General features: G+C 57.5%; 17 protein-coding genes and 7 pseudogenes. 10 read left to right on the top strand and 14 right to left on the bottom strand.

Going from position 1 to position 16,635, the window contains the following annotated elements; all coding sequences use genetic code 11:
• Positions 1 to 527 precede the first annotated feature (527 nt).
• Entirely contained in the window at positions 528 to 860 is a 333-nt protein-coding gene (locus tag K6N12_RS34435) for a hypothetical protein (RefSeq protein ID WP_245500101.1), read from the bottom strand.
• Positions 861 to 1,292: 432 nt separating this feature from the next.
• Between K6N12_RS34435 and K6N12_RS35070 the strand changes: the two are divergent.
• Together K6N12_RS35070 and K6N12_RS30005 are read left to right on the top strand one after the other, a co-directional pair.
• Positions 1,293 to 1,388: pseudogene (locus K6N12_RS35070) on the top strand (spike base protein, RCAP_Rcc01079 family); the annotation flags it as partial.
• A gap of 605 nt (positions 1,389 to 1,993) precedes the next feature.
• Entirely contained in the window at positions 1,994 to 2,326 is a 333-nt protein-coding gene (locus K6N12_RS30005; RefSeq protein WP_222149071.1) for a DUF2934 domain-containing protein, read from the top strand.
• Between the two features lie 195 nt (positions 2,327 to 2,521).
• On the opposite strand, the gene K6N12_RS30000 is transcribed toward K6N12_RS30005, so the two are convergent.
• The 4 genes and pseudogenes from K6N12_RS30000 to K6N12_RS29985 all read right to left on the bottom strand — a co-directional run bounded on the left by K6N12_RS30000 (position 2,522) and on the right by K6N12_RS29985 (position 4,422).
• Positions 2,522 to 2,674 (bottom strand): hypothetical protein, encoded by a 153-nt coding sequence (locus K6N12_RS30000; protein ID WP_165503963.1) that lies wholly within the window; start codon positions 2,672 to 2,674, stop codon positions 2,522 to 2,524.
• Positions 2,675 to 2,725: 51 nt separating this feature from the next.
• Positions 2,726 to 3,531, bottom strand: a pseudogene (locus K6N12_RS29995) (DUF1236 domain-containing protein).
• Between the two features lie 91 nt (positions 3,532 to 3,622).
• Positions 3,623 to 4,018: a DUF1236 domain-containing protein gene (locus K6N12_RS29990; protein ID WP_131711647.1), complete on the bottom strand. Its 396-nt coding sequence runs from the start codon at positions 4,016 to 4,018 to the stop codon at positions 3,623 to 3,625.
• 131 nt (positions 4,019 to 4,149) lie between these two features.
• The gene (locus K6N12_RS29985) at positions 4,150 to 4,422 is read right to left on the bottom strand and encodes a BON domain-containing protein (RefSeq protein ID WP_131711646.1); all 273 of its coding nucleotides are present in this window, start codon (positions 4,420 to 4,422) and stop codon (positions 4,150 to 4,152) included.
• A 253-nt stretch (positions 4,423 to 4,675) separates the two neighbouring features.
• Between K6N12_RS29985 and K6N12_RS29980 the strand changes: the two are divergent.
• A pseudogene (locus tag K6N12_RS29980) lies at positions 4,676 to 4,957 on the top strand (DUF982 domain-containing protein).
• A gap of 18 nt (positions 4,958 to 4,975) precedes the next feature.
• Here K6N12_RS29980 and K6N12_RS29975 read toward each other — a convergent pair.
• On the bottom strand, positions 4,976 to 7,156 hold the full coding sequence (locus K6N12_RS29975; RefSeq protein ID WP_245500097.1) for a putative bifunctional diguanylate cyclase/phosphodiesterase: 2,181 nt from the start codon (positions 7,154 to 7,156) through the stop codon (positions 4,976 to 4,978).
• 307 nt (positions 7,157 to 7,463) lie between these two features.
• Here K6N12_RS29975 and K6N12_RS29970 point away from each other — a divergent pair.
• The 3 genes and pseudogenes from K6N12_RS29970 to K6N12_RS29960 form a co-directional block, all read left to right on the top strand.
• Positions 7,464 to 7,750: pseudogene (locus tag K6N12_RS29970) on the top strand (glycosyltransferase family 2 protein); the annotation flags it as partial.
• 18 nt (positions 7,751 to 7,768) lie between these two features.
• Entirely contained in the window at positions 7,769 to 8,044 is a 276-nt protein-coding gene (locus K6N12_RS29965) for a HupE/UreJ family protein (protein WP_425517735.1), read from the top strand.
• Positions 8,045 to 8,990: 946 nt separating this feature from the next.
• On the top strand, positions 8,991 to 9,347 hold the full coding sequence (locus tag K6N12_RS29960) for a hypothetical protein (RefSeq protein ID WP_131711645.1): 357 nt from the start codon (positions 8,991 to 8,993) through the stop codon (positions 9,345 to 9,347).
• A gap of 34 nt (positions 9,348 to 9,381) precedes the next feature.
• On the opposite strand, the gene K6N12_RS29955 is transcribed toward K6N12_RS29960, so the two are convergent.
• Positions 9,382 to 9,597 (bottom strand): hypothetical protein, encoded by a 216-nt coding sequence (locus tag K6N12_RS29955; protein WP_222135184.1) that lies wholly within the window; start codon positions 9,595 to 9,597, stop codon positions 9,382 to 9,384.
• A gap of 593 nt (positions 9,598 to 10,190) precedes the next feature.
• Between K6N12_RS29955 and K6N12_RS29950 the strand changes: the two genes are divergently transcribed.
• Both K6N12_RS29950 and K6N12_RS29945 read left to right on the top strand, forming a co-directional pair.
• Complete coding sequence (locus K6N12_RS29950; protein WP_222135185.1) at positions 10,191 to 10,364, top strand: hypothetical protein; 174 nt, start codon at positions 10,191 to 10,193, stop codon at positions 10,362 to 10,364.
• A gap of 74 nt (positions 10,365 to 10,438) precedes the next feature.
• On the top strand, positions 10,439 to 11,059 hold the full coding sequence (locus K6N12_RS29945; RefSeq protein ID WP_239620683.1) for a DUF1003 domain-containing protein: 621 nt from the start codon (positions 10,439 to 10,441) through the stop codon (positions 11,057 to 11,059).
• A 462-nt stretch (positions 11,060 to 11,521) separates the two neighbouring features.
• Here the strand turns inward: K6N12_RS29945 and K6N12_RS29940 are convergent, their stop codons facing one another.
• The 3 genes from K6N12_RS29940 to K6N12_RS29930 all read right to left on the bottom strand — a co-directional run bounded on the left by K6N12_RS29940 (position 11,522) and on the right by K6N12_RS29930 (position 12,761).
• A complete protein-coding gene (locus K6N12_RS29940) occupies positions 11,522 to 11,770 on the bottom strand; it encodes a hypothetical protein (RefSeq protein WP_131711644.1) in 249 nt (82 codons plus the stop codon).
• Between the two features lie 622 nt (positions 11,771 to 12,392).
• Positions 12,393 to 12,575 carry a DUF2934 domain-containing protein gene (locus K6N12_RS29935; RefSeq protein WP_131711643.1) on the bottom strand — a complete coding sequence of 61 codons (183 nt, stop codon included), beginning with the start codon at positions 12,573 to 12,575 and terminating at the stop codon, positions 12,393 to 12,395.
• 33 nt (positions 12,576 to 12,608) lie between these two features.
• Entirely contained in the window at positions 12,609 to 12,761 is a 153-nt protein-coding gene (locus K6N12_RS29930) for a hypothetical protein (protein WP_165503962.1), read from the bottom strand.
• 559 nt (positions 12,762 to 13,320) lie between these two features.
• On the opposite strand from K6N12_RS29930, the gene K6N12_RS29925 reads away from it, so the two are divergent.
• Positions 13,321 to 13,704 carry a response regulator gene (locus K6N12_RS29925; protein WP_131711642.1) on the top strand — a complete coding sequence of 128 codons (384 nt, stop codon included), beginning with the start codon at positions 13,321 to 13,323 and terminating at the stop codon, positions 13,702 to 13,704.
• Between the two features lie 74 nt (positions 13,705 to 13,778).
• On the opposite strand, the pseudogene K6N12_RS29920 reads toward K6N12_RS29925, so the two are convergent.
• A pseudogene (locus tag K6N12_RS29920) lies at positions 13,779 to 14,035 on the bottom strand (DUF982 domain-containing protein).
• Between the two features lie 272 nt (positions 14,036 to 14,307).
• On the opposite strand from K6N12_RS29920, the gene K6N12_RS29915 reads away from it, so the two are divergent.
• Positions 14,308 to 14,580, top strand: coding sequence for a transport-associated protein (locus tag K6N12_RS29915; protein WP_131711641.1), 273 nt, complete (start codon positions 14,308 to 14,310; stop codon positions 14,578 to 14,580).
• Between the two features lie 180 nt (positions 14,581 to 14,760).
• On the opposite strand, the pseudogene K6N12_RS35065 reads toward K6N12_RS29915, so the two are convergent.
• The 3 genes and pseudogenes from K6N12_RS35065 to K6N12_RS34420 form a co-directional block, all read right to left on the bottom strand.
• Positions 14,761 to 14,865: pseudogene (locus K6N12_RS35065) on the bottom strand (non-homologous end-joining DNA ligase); the annotation flags it as partial.
• Positions 14,866 to 15,147: 282 nt separating this feature from the next.
• Positions 15,148 to 16,101 (bottom strand): sterol desaturase family protein, encoded by a 954-nt coding sequence (locus tag K6N12_RS29910; protein ID WP_131711640.1) that lies wholly within the window; start codon positions 16,099 to 16,101, stop codon positions 15,148 to 15,150.
• Positions 16,102 to 16,395: 294 nt separating this feature from the next.
• Positions 16,396 to 16,524: pseudogene (locus K6N12_RS34420) on the bottom strand (divalent metal cation transporter); the annotation flags it as partial.
• Positions 16,525 to 16,635 lie beyond the last annotated feature (111 nt).

The raw sequence follows: 16,635 nt of genomic DNA, 5'->3' as shown, positions 1-16,635 counted from the left end.
CTGGATGTGGTAGATAGGGGTTTTGTCGTTATCATTCCATCAGGAGGGTTACAAAACGGCCGAAGAAGTCTCCACCTTGCTCATCGGCACTTATGTCGGCCTCTGGTCGACTAGGGTCAACAGCCCTTCGTCAGCTACAGTACATTAACGTTTTCCGCCGGAACCGGAGGTGATCCGGGATCACGCATCCGTCGCCGCGCGGCACATAGCCAAAGCGCGATGTTCGGGAAAGCCGCCGACGTTGGTTGATTCATCGCCGGATGTCCCCGCGCCGCAGGTTTTTATCGCAACAAAAATACCCCCGCCGAAACGGGACAATTGTGCGAACGAGGGAAAGGACGAGACCGCGCGGGGGCGGGCGATGTAGAGAGGCTTGCGGGCGCAGGACTCTCGCGCGCGGTCCCGATGCCATAACGATAGACGGTCCGTTAGGTTCCTTTACGCTTTCGGATGATTACTTCCCCCTGCGGAAAGATGCTTGAGATCCTAGGGGCGCAGATCGGCAGCTTACGGACGATAAAAGTGCTTCAGGGCCAATACGAGGCGTCCTCGTCGGCACACTCTTCAGGGCTCAAGCCTTCTGCATGGAGCGATAGCCAGTAAGCCCGCGCAACGGCTTGTGCATATTCGGAGGGTTCCTTGCCAAACGGCAAGCTTTTCTCAGCCGACAGTTCCCAAATCCGTTTTGTGAAAAGGACGGTGAATTCGTCTTCGTCCAGCACCTGCAAAGACAGAACCTCCGCAGCCGCCTTGTTGAGGATGATGCAGGGGGTGGCAGGGGCTTTGCCCTCTACGATTGGCATTAGATACGGTGAGTGACGTGGTTCCGGTACTCTTTCGCCATAGGCTTCCGCCGTCACCGAGCCGTGCTCCTTCGCCTAGGTTCGGGCATAGCACCGGACGGTGTCGTAACCGCCGCGGTAGCCGAGGTCGCGCAAATCCTTCATGCCCATAAAACATCGATGAAGTATAGAAGTTCCGGGCCGCTCGGCATGCTAAGCCGTTAGCAGTTTAACGACTTCCTCAATCGTCTCTCTCACTGGATAGTAGCTCGGCGAGGCGTCTTTCCCCAGCACGCTGACATAGATGTGTGTGCTGCTGGTGAAAGCCCTAACGGCGACTACGTGCTCCGGATTGATGAAGACGATTGGATTGTTGTGGCCCGCGTAGTGGAATGGCACCAGCCTCATCTCATTCCCCCAAGGTTAGCTGTCCCGCCGTGATCTAGAAAAGTTCCCGTCGGTTGCAAGATACCTGGAGTTGACTGCGCGTCTCTCACAAGGAAAACCCTAATAGGCCCTTCAATTGCTCCGGCCTCCCGGGCTGCGCCGGTTACGCCGAGCGACACCGCCACTGTCGGTGCGCGCGCCCTCTACATCGGCTCGGCGATGTTATCAGCGAACGCATCTCTGATGGCGAAATCCTACGATCGATCTGCGGAGATGACACCATGCCCGCCAACCGTGCTCGCATGGCTGGCTTTCGAGGGCGGCTGTACAGAGCGTTTGCGATGCCCGCTTGTAGGATCGACTCAGTAGAAGCGATACCAAGCTTGGACCGCCTCCGAAAGCATGCGGAAATCCTTGTCGCGCTGACTGGTTGGCATGTCTTGTCTCCTGGGAGTTCGAGGAGATTTAGAGATGCTTCTGCCGTCTTCAAGGCCCGGCGGAGGGTCGCTCCGCCGTACCGCTTCGAGTCTAGCCGTTCGGTCGAATGACCACCTTGACGCAGCCGTCCTGCTTCTCATGGAAGGTCTTGAATGTCTCGAGGCCTCCTTCAAGTCCTGTCCGATGTGTGATCAGGAGGGAAAGCCGCGGAGCATAGGAGACGACGCGTGGCTACCACGAAGTCGGTCATGCTCGGAGAGGCCTCTCCGTCGGTTGTACAGGGCGAGCTCCGCCGCGCCCGCTCGTCCGTAATGCTTGTGGATACCGCCTTTGGCGCTGGAACCGTGGGGTCTTACCGGAGTTCTGCTTTCCGACGGAGACGGAAGATGGATCAGGAACGGCATAACTGGATAAGTCGCCGGGCCCACGAGATTTGGCAGAGCGAAGGTTGCCCGAACGGACGGGACCGCGAGCACTGGTCGCAGGCGGTCAACGACTGGGACTCAAGGGGCCAAGCTGATCCGCACATCGGCCTGAACGCCGTGGTTGATCACGTCCGAAGCGTCCTCGTTGTCGATGACGAACCTCTGATAAGATTTGCAGTGGTGGACGCGCTCGAGGACGCCGTGTTCGAAGTTCTTGAGGCAGGCAACGCGGACGAAGCCCCGAGATGCCGGCCGAAGCGGCGGATCCCGGCCAGGATCCAAGGAGGGCGGTAGATATCGCCGCGCTCTGGAACCTTCTGGACATGACGCCCAGCGGCCGCGGCACGGATTGGTATCCCAAGCTCAAATACTGAACTCGATCGCGGTTCGGAGCGCGGTCAAGGCGATCTGACGCCTTTCTGCTGTGGAATGCTCCTATCGTAGGTGCTCCCAGTCGGGATCGGAAGTGCGCCTTTGGGCGCCGCGGGATCAGGGGCCAGCCGAACGAACAGGAACCCAGACCCGAGCCGATGCTGGATGGCCTGATGACAGGACCAGGCTGCCGACGATAGCGACCATGGCAATCAGGATGACGATAATGGGAAACGCGAGGCCGGACGGCTTATCTTCGTGATAGATCATTGATTGCTCCTGCGGCCCGGCGGCGCATAAGACGCCGCCTGGAAACGTGTGTTAGGCCTCGATGATGTAGACGATCGTGAGAGCATCGGGATCGACGATCACGATCCTGCAATCCGCGAGGATGAAGAAGCGGTAGCCTTCATACTGCGGAACGATCTTCACAATGCGCGTCGGCAGCCGTTCCAGCCGGACCTTCTTCGGGATTTTCGTTCAGACGGAAACCGTGAAGTCGACTTCCTTCACAGGAGCAACGTGAACCTCCTTCACCACCGTTCGAATTCGGTCTGCTGCTCGACCGAGATGCTGACGTTGGTCTTGGTGTTCGTCTGGTTGTCCGTATTGGTGTTGTTGGTGGTTTCGGACGAACTTTTGTGTGTGGTCGTCGTATTTTGATCGGTGGACTGCTTGGATGCATCGCCGCTTTCCGTAGTGCTCTTCGTGACTGTGGTGGATGAGCCGCTGTTATCCGTGGTGCCGGACTTGGCGTCGGGCTTCTGTTCTGTCTTGGTGCCACCGCTGGCGTCCTTCGATGCAGGCGTGGTTTCTGTCGAAGTCTTGCCGGACGCACTTCCGCTCGTCGCGCCATCGGGTGAAGGCTGCTCGGCACTCTTTTTCATGTCCGAGCCCTGACCGGATTTCTGCTGCGATGACTGGCCCTTGCCTGGGCAGGCTCCCGAAACGTCGGGGGCGCAGTCGGTGCTGGTCTTTGCTGAGCCCGCCTGCGAGCCGGCCTCCGTGCCGGACTGGGCCTGGCCACCGCTCTTGGTGTCCTGCTGGGCTTCGGCCGGGAGTGTGGCAAGCGGCGACACGCTCAGGGACAGAGCTGCCACGAGCACAGCGAAATGGTTGCTTTTCATATCTCCGTGGTTGGGCCCACGACGCCCGCACATTCTGTGCATTGCAGACGTACCCTCATGCTTGGAAGGGGCGGCTGGAGCCGCCCGTCGGTCACTGGATGACCTGGATGACCTTCCGCGAGGAAGGTTCGACGATCACACGCTGATCGTTGACGATCGCATATGCATATTTCGGATCATCGGGAATTGGCGTCACGACGACGGTCTCCGGCAGGGGCTGGCCGACGACGACCTTCTCCTTCACCACGACGCGTTCGGTCGGGGCAGGAGCCTGCTGAACATAGGTCACAACCTGCTGGGGCGGCGGATCAATGACGCTCCCTGCCACGCCGCCAACAATGCCGCCGACAGCCGCACCGACCGGGCCGCCGACGATCGCGCCCGTTGCAGCGCCACCAACGGCGCCTGTCACGGTCGACTGCTGGGCAAAAGCGGTTGTCGACGCCAACAGGACGCCCGCGGCAATACCTACAACTTTGATAATCATATGTTTTCCTCCTTGGATGCGGTTGGTTCCGCTGCAGAGCGAAACCGTCGAGTGGAGGAAGTGTTCCAGTACCGGGACTTCGTACCGGGGTTGCGCCGGACCTAGGTCCTAGCCTCTTGAATTGCCTCTCGCTACTGCATGGGGAACCGGCTCAGCATCCGATCCTGGACGTTCTCGTGGCCGACGATCATCCCCGCAAGCGAGATGGCTTTCTCGCGGTCTGCGGCGTTTGTTATGTAGCCTTCGAGCAGGACCACCGGACCGAGCATCCTGATCTCGATGGCACTGCTGTCGATATTCGGATCGGCGGAAAGCGCCGCTTTGATCGTCGCGATGGTCGAGGCCGAACTATGGCCTTGGGAGCAGCGCCCTTCATGGTTGGTGTTGTCGGAACCGAACTTCATATCGTCCTCCTGTTCCGTCCCTCCACGGACCGTCATGTTACCTCAGACCTAATATGAGAAGCAGGGGGCGGCGTTGCCAGTGCGACCTAAGTCCCTCTTCCCCCCGACGGTAAGTGGCATAGGTTTCCCTCTTCCTTGTTGAAAGGACACCAGGGAGGTTTCAGCGATGTTGCTGTCTCCAGTCAGAACCTCCCTGGTGAAGCGTTGTAGATCATGTCGGGCGTCGCTTCCCGGGAGTAAAGGGCCGCCATCAATGCAAACGGTCGGTATAGTGAGCTGGCATAGAAGCGAAGATTTCGCCCCTCTGATGCTCGTGATGAGTGGTCAAGAAAAGCATAAGCTGATCCGATCACTTGGCGAGGTTGCCGAGGCCCTCGTCGCCGCTTGGCCGACAGACGACGGCAAGGAATAAATTGCGGCCGTAAAAACCTGCCTGGATGCCATTCAAGGCAATATCCCCGCAAAGACAGCGCGTGCCGCGCTCATTCGCGCGGCGGAGGAAGCCGGAATTCCCGTGATTGCCGTCGTCCACTGACAGATTGCCCTTCCCGCTTCAAGCGGTGAATGTTCGCTTCCCAGTTCCGTTGAACAAATCGATGATGGCTGCGCGGGCAAGAGGCCGGGAGATTAGGAAACCTTGGAGGCTGTCGCACCCAAGGGCCACTAGAGCGTCGCTCTGTTCGTTCGTTTCCACTCCTTCAGCCGTGGTCTTAAGACCTTTCGCTCGGGCCATATTGATCATCGCCTCGATGAGCGGCTTGCTGTCTCCTTGCACCGCATCGATGAACGACTTGTCGATCTTGATCCTGTCGATCATGACATTCTGCACTCTCGAGAAGGACGAGTAACCCGTTCCGAAGTCGTCGATGGCGATTCGCACACCCGCATTTCGGAGCATAGCAATGTTTCGATCGCTGTGTGCTTCTCCACCAAAAGCCAAGGACTCGGTGATTTCTATCTCCAGCCTCTTTGGATCGATGTTCCATTTCGCCAATCTGGACAAGACACGAAGGGGATAACCGTCGGAACAGAGTTCCAGCGTCGACGCGTTGATTGCCATCGAGATAGAAGGAAGGTCGGCCATGACACTGCAAGCATCTTCGAGCACGATAGCGCCGACTTCCTGGATAAGGCCGATTTCCTCGGCAATGGGGATGAAGACGTCGGGAGCGATGAAACCTTCTTCAGGATGCCTCCACCGGGCAAGCGCTTCCATGGATGACAGGCTCTTGTGCTCTGCCGAATATACTGGCTGATAAAAGGTCTCGATCTGGGACTTCGTCTCGAGCGCCAGTCGAAGGTCGTGTTCAAGCTTCCGACGCCTGCGCAGCAGTTCGTCCATATGGCCTCCGAATATTGCAAAGGTATTCCGACCCGCAGCCTTTGCGTGATAGAGAGCTATGTCGGCCTGACGGGTGAGTTCCGACGGATCCGCGGGGCCGGCGGCAAGCGCAGCGCCGACACTGGCACCAACGACGATGTGGGCGCCATCGATCTCGAAAGGATCTCGCAGACGCTGTACGATCCGTGCGCAAGCCGCGTCGACCACTTGACCGTCGGCTTCTTCGAGCAGGACGGTGAATTCATCACCCCCGATGCGGCCGATGAGCGCCGCCGGCATGATCTCATTCATGCGATGGGCCACGAGTGAGATGAGCTTGTCCCCCGTCGGGTGCCCGAAAGTATCGTTGACCGCTTTGAACCGGTCGAGGTCGATGAACAGCACGCAGTGACACTGGTTCTGGGAGGCCGCCCCAAGCCGGGCGGCGAGTTCGGTGCTGAAATGAGCGCGGTTGGAAAGGCCAGTCAGCGGATCGCGCGAAGCCAGTCGCTGGAGTTCCTCACGACTCGAGGCAAGACGTGCTGAACGTCTCCATATCGCACGCCCGAACATGTTTGCCGCGACGAAGATGGCAACGGCGGCCAGACCGACCGCCGGCAGGGTCGCTTCCATCACGTTCGCACCAGGACGAAATGAGCGCCAGGTGAAGTAGCCGATAGCGCCGCCCGCACGAGACTTCAACGGAACGAATGAGTGCTCAGCGTCCGTAGGAGCGTCATCCGAAAACTGCATTTCGGCAAACTGGTAGTCCGCTCCGATCTCGGATACGAAACTTCGATCGATGAACCTTACAGCGACATGGAGATTTTGCTGCCCCGGCGGTTGCTCGATATCGCCCGTGTCCGAGACGATTGGCTTGACGCTCACAATCGCCGGTCGCCGCCCTACATATGTAAGGTCGCTTTCGCCGATCGAGAGAACCCGGTCCGTGACCCCTTCAGCGTCGCCAGCAGCAAGTCGTTTCTGCAAAGCATTCACCAACGGCTCATAAGCGAGGCGGAGATCACCCAGCGTCAAAGCGTTGTCCGAGGGCGCAATGAACTCGTAGATCCGGCCATGGTCGGCCGAAAGTACGATGGCCGCGTCATGCCCGAAGTAGGTATGCATCCATTCGCCGAGGTTCGAGCGAAGCCATTCCAGATCCCGCGCGTCGGTTTTTCGAACAGCGTCGTCCCAGACTGTCGCGCTTTCCTGATCATGAGCAACGCTAGCCTGCATCTTCGAGACGATCAGTTTGACGAGATCCCGCTGGCGAGCCTCCGCAACCATATCGGTCTGCCCTGCGGCCCATTGGAGGGTACCAAAAAGAACGCACCCGATGATCAATGACGTGGCTGCCGGGAGAACCCATTTTAAAACCCACTGCGACCGCGCCTGCCAGTTCATCTGCATTACGTCCTTCTATGTTCACAGACCGTAAAACAGCGATCGTTAAAGCACGCGGAAGGGGATTGGTTAGCACTTCCTTTCTGTCTTTCGGCGGCGGCTGACATACCTACCCATCCTACGAAAGGAGAGGGTCTATCTCAGACCAAAGTCCGTTTGCGCCCGCACAACGAAGTTAGAATGTAGGCATCTTAAAGGAGATCTTCCGACATTGTCGGCGGCTGGGCTTTGCCCGCTCCGAACTAAATGTAGGAGAACGGCAGAAAGCACTAACGCAGTCCCTTCATCTGGTTGACGTGGCGAGAGATCTGCAATGATTTCAGTTACAGATGACGATCGACGAAGAGCCCTTATTTCTGACCAGCCTTTGGTCTCAGTGGTCATCCCGGCCTTCAACGCTTCCACTATATTGAGCGCACGCTTCGGTCCGCTATGCGCCAGACCTACACCGCCTTGGAGATTATCGTCGTCAATGACGGTTCCACGGACGACACGGCAAAACTCGTCGAGCAGACAGGGATGTCGGACTCTCGCATCAACCTCCTGTCCACGCCGAACCGTGAGATCATCCGTTCGGGTCAAGGCGGGACCAGTCTTTCCCGCCGCTATCCGTGGGCGATCAGCTTTCTGTTTGGCCTGCTGCATGGTTTCGGATTTGGCGGTGCGCTGCGCGAGATCGGTTTGCCGCAGAAGGAGGTCCCGATCGCGTTGTTGGCCTTTAATCTTGGCGTTGAGGGAGGGCAGCTTGTGTTCGTCGCCATCGCGCTCCTGGCAATGGCCAGCATGAGGCTGCTGCTGGTCTTCGACTTCTCACGCCTGCGGTTGTGGCTCGCATATCTGATCGGAACGCTTTCAGCGCTCTGGTTCGTCCAGCGCGTGGCTTGGTTTGGATGACTGCGCAGCGCGCGCCAAGTCGCCAATGGCCGGGGCTGGTTTTTGACGGCAGTTTCGCTCTATTCAGTTTGATGCAGTTGTAACGAGGCTCCCCGGTTCACAAAGAAATCAGCACGATGAACACTAGGTATCGGCTCTCTGATTTGGTACCGGCAGGCTTCATCGCCGAACGCAACACCCACACTGACGACAAGATTCGCATCTTGCTTTCACGTGCCGGCGCTACGGCGTGTCCGGCATCTAGGAGAATGTCAACAACGGGTCAAAGTCGCGCCGCCAAGTCGCGGATTTTCCTCTCTCTGGGAAACGCGTCAAGTTCCTCGTGGAGACACGAAGTCGCTTATGATGCCGTGGTCTGCGGCAGGTAAATATTCGCTAAAGGTTTGCGATCTGTTGTCGCCCTATGCCAGACGAACCTGGCGCCTCGAGCATGTAGTAGGCGGCCGGCGGCGCGGTTGCACAGCGGCTGATGCTTCCCATCAGCAACGACACCTGGCTCTGCGTCATCCGCGCGCAAGGGCTACCGCCATCACTCCGCCCCCCGTGACTCCCATCGACGATTTTGTGACGGCGGAATCAGAAGCGAGGATGGTCCTAAAGGCCCCGCCAGACGAGTGCTACAGGGCAAACGAAGGTAGGAGACTCCGACGCCCCAATTGCGTCACAACCGAGACGAGATCCTAGAATGATAGGCTTCATTCCGATTTATTGGTCAATATGAAATATTATCGGCGAAAATTAAATTAATCCAGCCGCATGATAAAGGCGTCGTGGCCTTTTTATTGCGTTACTTTCCTGAAATACATGATACCGCAAGGTCAAAAGATCGGATTTTGCAGAAATATACACAACCTTCGCAAGCCTATTCGGCAAGCAGGAGGCCGGCCGCGATAGCGCATCCCCTGCGAACGGCAGCTCATGACTTCATGAAAAAAGAGGCATTCAAATGTCGAGACATAACAACGCCAAGCCCCTTACTGCCAGTGACCGCCACGACTTCGGCGCTAACGGCACGCGTCCGGACGGCAATCCCTCCGCGAAGGAATTGATCGCCCATGCCGTCACGGCACGCATGGACCTCGCCATGCCGCCCGAGGAAGCGCGTGCGGTTCGGGACCCGCGTGAAGCAAAGAACCCGCTGCATCGGTTCACAAAGCGCCGAACAACTGAGGCCGATGATAAGAGTCTGGCTGTCCGGGATCTTCCTACAATGGGAGAACTCGAGCAGGCGCGGACCGATCACCGCAGGAAGATCACCACCCGCGAAGCCGAGGAGCAAAGCCGGCGAGTGAACAAGGATTAGACCGGCAGACCGTCACCGCGTGCGCGGCGGTGGATCAGCGCTCTGATCGGATCGAAGCCTGGATCAGATCCTGATGGAAGCAGTGGTTGCGCAAGTCCTCGGTCAACTTGAGCAGCCTTTCCCTGGCCAGCCCGGCAGGCTCGCCACGCGCCAGCATTCCGTCGATCTGGCCCTGCTGAGCGCAAATCATCTGTCGGTCGACAATCACTTGCCGGCGGGCGAGTTCCAAATCCTTCGGGGAATAGGTCATGAGAGACTATATCACCCAGTCGGCGACAATGGGATTCATTTCGCGGCCCCCCGTATCATCGCGGCCGCCGACCTGGTTTGTCGTAGCCGAACGAGCCGAGACAGACCTCGCGCCTCTCGCCCGTGACCGGTGGCCCAGAAGGGTGCCTGGCACAGTTTGCCTTGGATAAAGCACAATATGGGAGCACGAGGGGTGCCCGCGGGTAAGGAAAAGAAAATCGGGACCGGCCCGTGAAAATTTGACGCAAAGCGCTTGGCGAAACGCGCCATGCCGCTTCTCACTTGCCCCGCCTACGCGATCATGATGACGACCTGCCAAGACGGACTACTCCTATCTGAGGGGATTTAATTGAGTCTGACTTTGCATGAAATCGTGCACCGATAGCGGCTCTTCGTTGAATAATTTATTTCGTTCCGAGTGGCAGCGGAAATTGTGCTATTCTTGGTGGTTGTTAGGACTTTACCTGCGGCCACATGTCCCGCAAGAGCGCAGACACGTTCATCGGCCAAGCGCGATGACGACAACGATTGGCGAGAACGATGCAATCACCGCGATACAAGAAAAAGGACCTGAGGTTTGCAAGGCACCGCGCCATGAAGGCAGAGCAGCGGGTCAACAGGCAGGAAATAACCTTGAGCAGGCTCCGCGTCCTCGGCGGACCGTTAGCTGTGGAGTGTGCGTTGCTGGGCAGGCTCTATGATCGCAAGAGGCGGGCCATGTACCGGCTGAAGCAGGTGGAAGACTTCTTTGATGTGAATGCGCAATGATATCGAGATGTTAAATTTGATGGGCGACTTCGTGGGGTCGCTAAGGCGGCCGGTGTATCCGGCGGGAGACTATCATGTCGACCGGAAATGATACTGAAGTAGCTGGTGCTGAGATTGGCGACGCATCCATTGAATCCGGCGCGAACAGGTATCTCGGCAAACCCTTCGAGCTCTTAACCGAGCGGGAACGGGCAGTCTTCCGGCGCCTGATCTCCCGGCACGCGATTGCCCACGATTCCAATCAGTCATTCGATTCAAAGCTGACATCGTCGCAGCGGCTGGCCGACAAGGTGGCGGAATTCGGCGGTTCTTGGACCTTCATCATCCTTTTCGGGATCGTCCTTGCGGTTTGGGTTGCCGGCAATCTGTTGGCCGCAACGCGCGCCTTTGATCCCTATCCCTTCATATTCCTCAATCTCATCCTTTCTATGCTGGCAGCTGTGCAGGCGCCGGTCATCATGATGAGCCAAAATAGGCATGCCGCCAAAGACCGGGTGGATGCCGCGCACGACTACGAGGTCAATTTGAAGGCTGAGATCGAAATTATGGCGCTGCATGACAAGCTCGACGAGCTTAGAAATACTGAACTGAAATCGCTCGTCGCCCAGCAGCAGGAGCAGATCGCACTTCTGACGAAATTGATGCTCGGCCGGCCGGATCAGCAAGGAGTGAGCGTATCAGGCATCGGAGGCTAGCAAGCAACTGCGGGAGATGAGCGATGATGACTGCCTCGAATTCATTGCCAACACACTTTTCGCCGTGGCATGCAGCGAACAATATCCCTATATCGTTCCGATTCACCACGCATATGAAGAACGCAGGCTGTTTATGTTTCCATGCCTGGCCTGAAGATAGATCGGCTTCGGGCAAACCCCCTGGCCAGTTTCCACACCGAGGAGCTCGGTTGAGCCTCTGGACGGGCCGATCTTCTTCCGCCTGTCGATCGAGCTGCTTTCTGGGCGGCAAACGATCTGACCGCCGTGCGCGGCACGCTATCTGTGTCCAACGGATCGAGCCAACGAAGATCATGGGCGCTACCGTGCGGTGTCTGTGTTCTGACGTGCAAATTTGGCTCTGAGGCAGCTATTTGCTGTCGAGAAGCCTTCCTCGACTTCACCAGAGAAGGCGGGGCTTTTGATGTCATTCTTGCCAACGGCTTAGACCAGTTTGGCAGGGGTTTCTTCGCTCCCGGATGCTCTTCGCTCTGCAAGCAACGAGTCCAAAGCCCGATGCTCCGGGCCAAACGGGCGCTGATTCAAAAATGAATTCACCGGAATCGTAGTTTCATTGCCACCTGACGAGGGATTGCCGCGGTGAACGACTACCTCTCTGTTGGTGGCAGCGTCGACGCCAAGAAACCACTGATCACCATTCGTGCTTGAAGCAAACTCTCTCAGATTTTTCACGTTCAATGCTCCTTCTGAAGGTAGAGGTAGAGCCTGAAACGGGAATTGCGACGAAATACTTCCAGTTCGGCTGCATGCATCACCGTTTGGCAGTCGCGAAGTTAACAAGCGGCAGAAATTCACCACGCAAGTCGTGCCTTTACAACCTACCCAACAAGCCAGCGAGCACCATCCGGATCACCGCGTTCCGGTATGTCGCCCGGACCGTGCTCCACCCCTTTATTTCTACGTGCCTGTTGGACTACCAAATCTAGGTGGCGTCGGCCTCGAGGAGGTCTGACCGATATCGTCGCGAGCCAGTTCGACGCCGGGACTACCTTTGACAGCATCGTTATCGCGGCCTTCGACATGCTGTAATCGTGCGGGATCTCGACGGCGCGGCCAGCTGCAGATCGGCGTTTCGACGCCACCGAGCAGCGGCTGGGCAGAAAGGCTTGCGGGTTCAGGGGAGCGGCGCGGTGGACAAGAGACAAACGCACCGGCCGCTCGTCAACATCTACCGATCAAATGGTGAAGAAGTCGGTAAGACGCTGTTTCAGGAGGGCCTAGCCATGAGATGGAGTCCGAAGCGTCGAAACGACTGGTGCGCCGGATCGCCGTGGATCGTTATGGCCGCGATCCTCTAATGTGTCTGATGGTCCAGTTGGGCGGAAGAAGGCGCATTCCGAGATTGCGGAGCTTGCTGGCCGTCCATCTCCTTCACGGCCAGATCCCAGATCTCGGCGTCCTTCCCCTCGGGGCAACCTTGACGTTCCCAAATTGCGTATGCGTGACGGCGTAGCTGCTCTTCATCGTTGAATTGCATAGTCGTGTCTCCTTGGATATGGCGAAGCGCGTCTTAGGCGCCGATAAGCATGTGGATGACTATGGCTATTGAGACTGCCATTCCTGCCAATGCCGCTGTCTTCATCGCAAAGGACTTGAGGGGGTAGTCGCAGACGGCGCGAATAATTTTTTCCGACTGGAAGCGACTTGCGGAGGTAATCAGCATCTAATCATCCTCTTTCCTGGGCATTAGGCTTGTATTAAGACGTATCTTTGGCCCGTAATACGAGAGACACAGCGCGCCTTAAGTGGACAGAAGTCAAACCATCAGACGGCAAATTAAGAGGAATACTTATTATATATTTTTGGAACCTTATCACGGCGAGCAAGTTGGGGTGCGGACGTGGAGAACGCTGAACACAGCGACCCCCTTCTCACGTTCATCCTGAAATTTGCCCCGCGGTGCGGGTTCTTTGTTTTGCGGCGCATACGGACTTTGGTCAGGCGTAGACCCTCTTCTTTCGTGGAAGGGGATATGTCAGTCCGGCACTTTGGCGAAGAACTGGAAGGCCCAGCATCAAGATCTGGTCCTCGGGCACCGTTCATGCGGATCGCGGGCAAGCGCGGGCGCGCGATCTCGGTGAGGCATAATTGATCTCGGACCTTAGTCGGGGATGCTTGAGACTCAGGTCCTGCACGTGGAACCGCTTGTGGCGGGGAGTGTTTTTCGATTGGCGACGCCAGAGAGCGCCGCACCGATTTTGTAGCCGCCCTGGAGACGAAACATGCGCCTGCTAATCGTCGAAGACGAACCGGGGATCGCTCTGGTGATTAAGGACGTAGCGATCGACGCGGGATTCGAAGTCACCGGCATCGCGGGGAATATGTCGGAGGCTCTGGAGCTCGGCTTCGAAGCAGACATCGCCATCATCGACGTCAGGCTGGGGGATGGTATCACCGGGCCGTCGATTGCCCGCGCCCTCTTTTCCGGGTTCGGACTTGGGGCGGTGTATTTCGCCGTGAAACCCGGTCTCATCGAGAACCTGGAGGGCCGAGCTGTCGTCACCAAACCGGCGAGCCCCGAAAGAATAGTGGACGCGTTGTGGATGGCAGCCAAGAACGCTCGTCCAGGAGCGTATCGCGTCGCGAGCCGGCCCACCTTCCACTGAAAGCTTGAGGTGCCGTGCCGAATTGAAGAGCTCCTGCGGCCAACACTGGCGCCGGCAGCCGGCAAGGCGTTCCGTTAGTGAACGACTGCAATCACGGGAATTCCGGCTTCCCTGCGCAGCGCGAAGGAGTGCGGTCCTGTGCCGGGATGTTACCCTGAATGGCATTGAGACATGTTCTTACCGCTGCGATGTATTCCTTGCCATCGTCGGTCAGCCATGCGGCGACAAGAGCCTCGGCAACCTCACGGAGTGATCGGATCAGCCTATGCTTTTCCCGACCGCTCATTACAAGCATAAGAGGCGCGAAATCTTCGCTTCTATGCCAATCCATTATACCGACCGTTCGCAAGAATAGCCGCTCCTCATTCGTAAGAAGCGACGCCGGACATGGATCAGCGACGCTTCACCAGGGAGGTTCTGACTGGATACAGCAACATCGCTAAACCTCCCTGGTGTCCTTTCTAGAAGTATGAGCAAGAATTTAAGCCAGATAGCGCCGAGGGGAAGACGGGCCTAGGTCCGACTTGCGCCCCCAAGACCTGCTTCTCATATCAGGCTTGAGGGAACATGAAGCTCCGTGGAGGGTCGGAACGGGTGGACGACATGAAATTCGGCTTGGACAACGCCAGCCATGAGGAGCGCTGCTCCCAAGGCCATAGTTCGTCCTCGACCATCGCGACGATCGAGGCGGCGGTTTCCGCTGATCGCGATAGCGACAGCAGCGCCATCGAGATCAGGATGCTCGGCCCCGTGGTCCTGCTTGAAGGCTACATAACAAACGCCGCCGACCGCGAGAAAGTCATCTCGCTTGCGGTGATGATCGTCGGCCAGGAGAACATCCAGGACCGGATGCTGAGCCGTTTCCCCATGCAGTAGTCCAGCGGCATTCACGGCTAAGACTAAGGTCCGATGTAGTCCTCGGCACGAGGTCCGAGCTCTGGAACAGTTCTTCTTTTTGACTGTTTCGCCGTCCAGCGGAACCAACCGCGATTTCTCATGATCGTGTCCTGGATTGGTTTCTGAAGATGCATGTGCTGTCCTCGTCCCGTCCCATCGCGGGGGGCGCTCGAGGGGCAGACTCGACTGCGCAGGATCTCGCGCTTTGCGAGGCCGGGAACGTACCGGCTTGTCTGTATCCTGCTGGAGCGGTTTTGGTTTCGGTGTGTTTCGGCGGCTTTGTCATGCCACCATCGCATCAGTAACGTCTTAAAAAGCAATTGCCTAATACGTGTTATTGACTCCGGCTAAGACGATAAGGGGTCTGAGTAGCAACGGAGCAGATTAGCTACATAGGGATTTCACGCGTCATGCCCACCGGGGATTGATGGATCGCGCAGCGGTCGGAGTTCCGCGCGGCTGGAACCGACCATTTTGTCATTCGGAGCTAGTTCGTGGATTCCCGAAAGCTGCCGCTTTTCACAACAGACCGATGCCAGCTTCGCGCTACCGGCGCTCTTCCGAGCCCGACAGCCCCCGCGGCGATGCAGGTTTTCCACTTATGGGACTTATCGACTTGGCAGCTTGCACCGCGCGTTGGAAGAAACGGATTTCTGTGGCGATACTTTCGCGGAAGGGGTCGGTTTGGTTGAAGTAGTCGCGGTCCAGACCGAGCTTTGCACCGTCTGCATCGCCCTCGTAATAGGTGCCGAACAAATGATCCCAGATCGGGAAATAATTGGCGAAATTCTTGTCGTGGTGTTCCCGCACTCGGGAGTGATGGATGAAGTGGTCGCGTGGTGACTGGATCACGTATTTGCCAAACCAGCCATGCCAGGGAATGGCACTGTGCTTAACCAGACCAATGGCGCCAAAGGTGATGGTTACGAAGGCGAATTCAGCCGTTGGCATGCCGATAAGCAGCGCCGGAACGACCATGGTGGCCATGTTTATGGCCTTCTCCAGCGGATGCTCCCGCGACGAAGTCAGCGCGTTGAACTCTTCGGCTGCGTGGTGAAATTCGTGCAGCCGCCATAGTACGGGCAGCCGGTGCATCAGCCGATGCTGCCAGTAGCTTAAGAAGTCTGACAGCACTAGGAACAAGAGAACATGTGCCCAGCCTGGCAGCCTCCGGCCAAGGTCCAGGTGGGGGGCATCCTGAGCCGCGCGGGTGATGGCGTAAGACAGACCAAATGATGCGAGCGCCGCGAATAGCGTAATCATTCCCGTCGTCTGAAGGACGAAATAGACAATGTCGGTGATTGTGGATTTGCTGCGTTCGAAGAAAACCCGACGGAACCCGGAATTGCCGAACCCCACATAGGTGAGTTCCACCGCGAAAACCGTCAGAACTAGGCCAATGGAAATGGCGAAACTGAGGGCCATTGCCCGTCCATTCAGATAGTACGTGCCGTAAAAAAAGCTTCCAAGCTTGTGCAGGCAGTATTCGACCAGCTCCATGAGACTGCTCCAAACCCGAACCCGTACAGCTTATTTCTGACGATAGGCTTTTGCCAGATTGCTCAAAGGACGATCGAGTCCTCCTTTTGACGTATTACCGGCGGTGGAAGTGCAGAGCCATCGACCGCCGATCAATCGCCCTATGAACAAGGTGCACACTGCTGAGTGCACCCGGCAGGGGCAGTATGGATCGGCGATCACGTCCAGTGGTCCGTGGCAATGCGCGGCATTTGGCTCCCATCCGGCGCGGCATGCCTCACGGAGGCAATGTTCCGAAGAGTCGAGGGTACTACCTACGATGGATTGCAGAAGCCAGTTCGGATAGTGACGGCACAGATTGCCCGCTATGCCGTGACCTGAGGTCCGTCCGACGCGCGCGCTGATTTCCTGGATCGCCGTCATGAGCTGATACGTCAGCAACATTGCGGCCGCAAGTCGCAACCACAATAGGTGACTCGACCACACTCAACCTTTCTCGTAAAATAATCGTGCGTTGCTCGGGGGCAGTCGAGGACGTTTCGAGGGGCGGGCGAT

It is taken from the genome of Rhizobium redzepovicii, from assembly GCF_019793435.1.
Taxonomy (GTDB): Bacteria; Pseudomonadota; Alphaproteobacteria; order Rhizobiales; family Rhizobiaceae; genus Rhizobium; species Rhizobium redzepovicii.
Note: the sequence above shows the minus strand (reverse complement) of the source record. Positions and strands in the feature narration are given on the sequence as shown.

What these genes read in the sequence shown, in the direction of transcription:
- K6N12_RS30005 (WP_222149071.1), top strand. Translation starts at nt 1,994, where the DNA reads ATGGATCAGGAACGGCATAACTGGATAAGTCGCCGGGCCCACGAGATT.
- K6N12_RS30000 (WP_165503963.1), bottom strand. Translation starts at nt 2,674, where the DNA reads ATGATCTATCACGAAGATAAGCCGTCCGGCCTCGCGTTTCCCATTATC.
- K6N12_RS29990 (WP_131711647.1), bottom strand. Translation starts at nt 4,018, where the DNA reads ATGATTATCAAAGTTGTAGGTATTGCCGCGGGCGTCCTGTTGGCGTCG.
- K6N12_RS29985 (WP_131711646.1), bottom strand. Translation starts at nt 4,422, where the DNA reads ATGAAGTTCGGTTCCGACAACACCAACCATGAAGGGCGCTGCTCCCAA.
- K6N12_RS29975 (WP_245500097.1), bottom strand. Translation starts at nt 7,156, where the DNA reads ATGCAGATGAACTGGCAGGCGCGGTCGCAGTGGGTTTTAAAATGGGTT.
- K6N12_RS29960 (WP_131711645.1), top strand. Translation starts at nt 8,991, where the DNA reads ATGTCGAGACATAACAACGCCAAGCCCCTTACTGCCAGTGACCGCCAC.
- K6N12_RS29955 (WP_222135184.1), bottom strand. Translation starts at nt 9,597, where the DNA reads ATGACCTATTCCCCGAAGGATTTGGAACTCGCCCGCCGGCAAGTGATT.
- K6N12_RS29950 (WP_222135185.1), top strand. Translation starts at nt 10,191, where the DNA reads ATGAAGGCAGAGCAGCGGGTCAACAGGCAGGAAATAACCTTGAGCAGG.
- K6N12_RS29945 (WP_239620683.1), top strand. Translation starts at nt 10,439, where the DNA reads ATGTCGACCGGAAATGATACTGAAGTAGCTGGTGCTGAGATTGGCGAC.
- K6N12_RS29935 (WP_131711643.1), bottom strand. Translation starts at nt 12,575, where the DNA reads ATGCAATTCAACGATGAAGAGCAGCTACGCCGTCACGCATACGCAATT.
- K6N12_RS29930 (WP_165503962.1), bottom strand. Translation starts at nt 12,761, where the DNA reads ATGCTGATTACCTCCGCAAGTCGCTTCCAGTCGGAAAAAATTATTCGC.
- K6N12_RS29925 (WP_131711642.1), top strand. Translation starts at nt 13,321, where the DNA reads ATGCGCCTGCTAATCGTCGAAGACGAACCGGGGATCGCTCTGGTGATT.
- K6N12_RS29915 (WP_131711641.1), top strand. Translation starts at nt 14,308, where the DNA reads ATGAAATTCGGCTTGGACAACGCCAGCCATGAGGAGCGCTGCTCCCAA.
- K6N12_RS29910 (WP_131711640.1), bottom strand. Translation starts at nt 16,101, where the DNA reads ATGGAGCTGGTCGAATACTGCCTGCACAAGCTTGGAAGCTTTTTTTAC.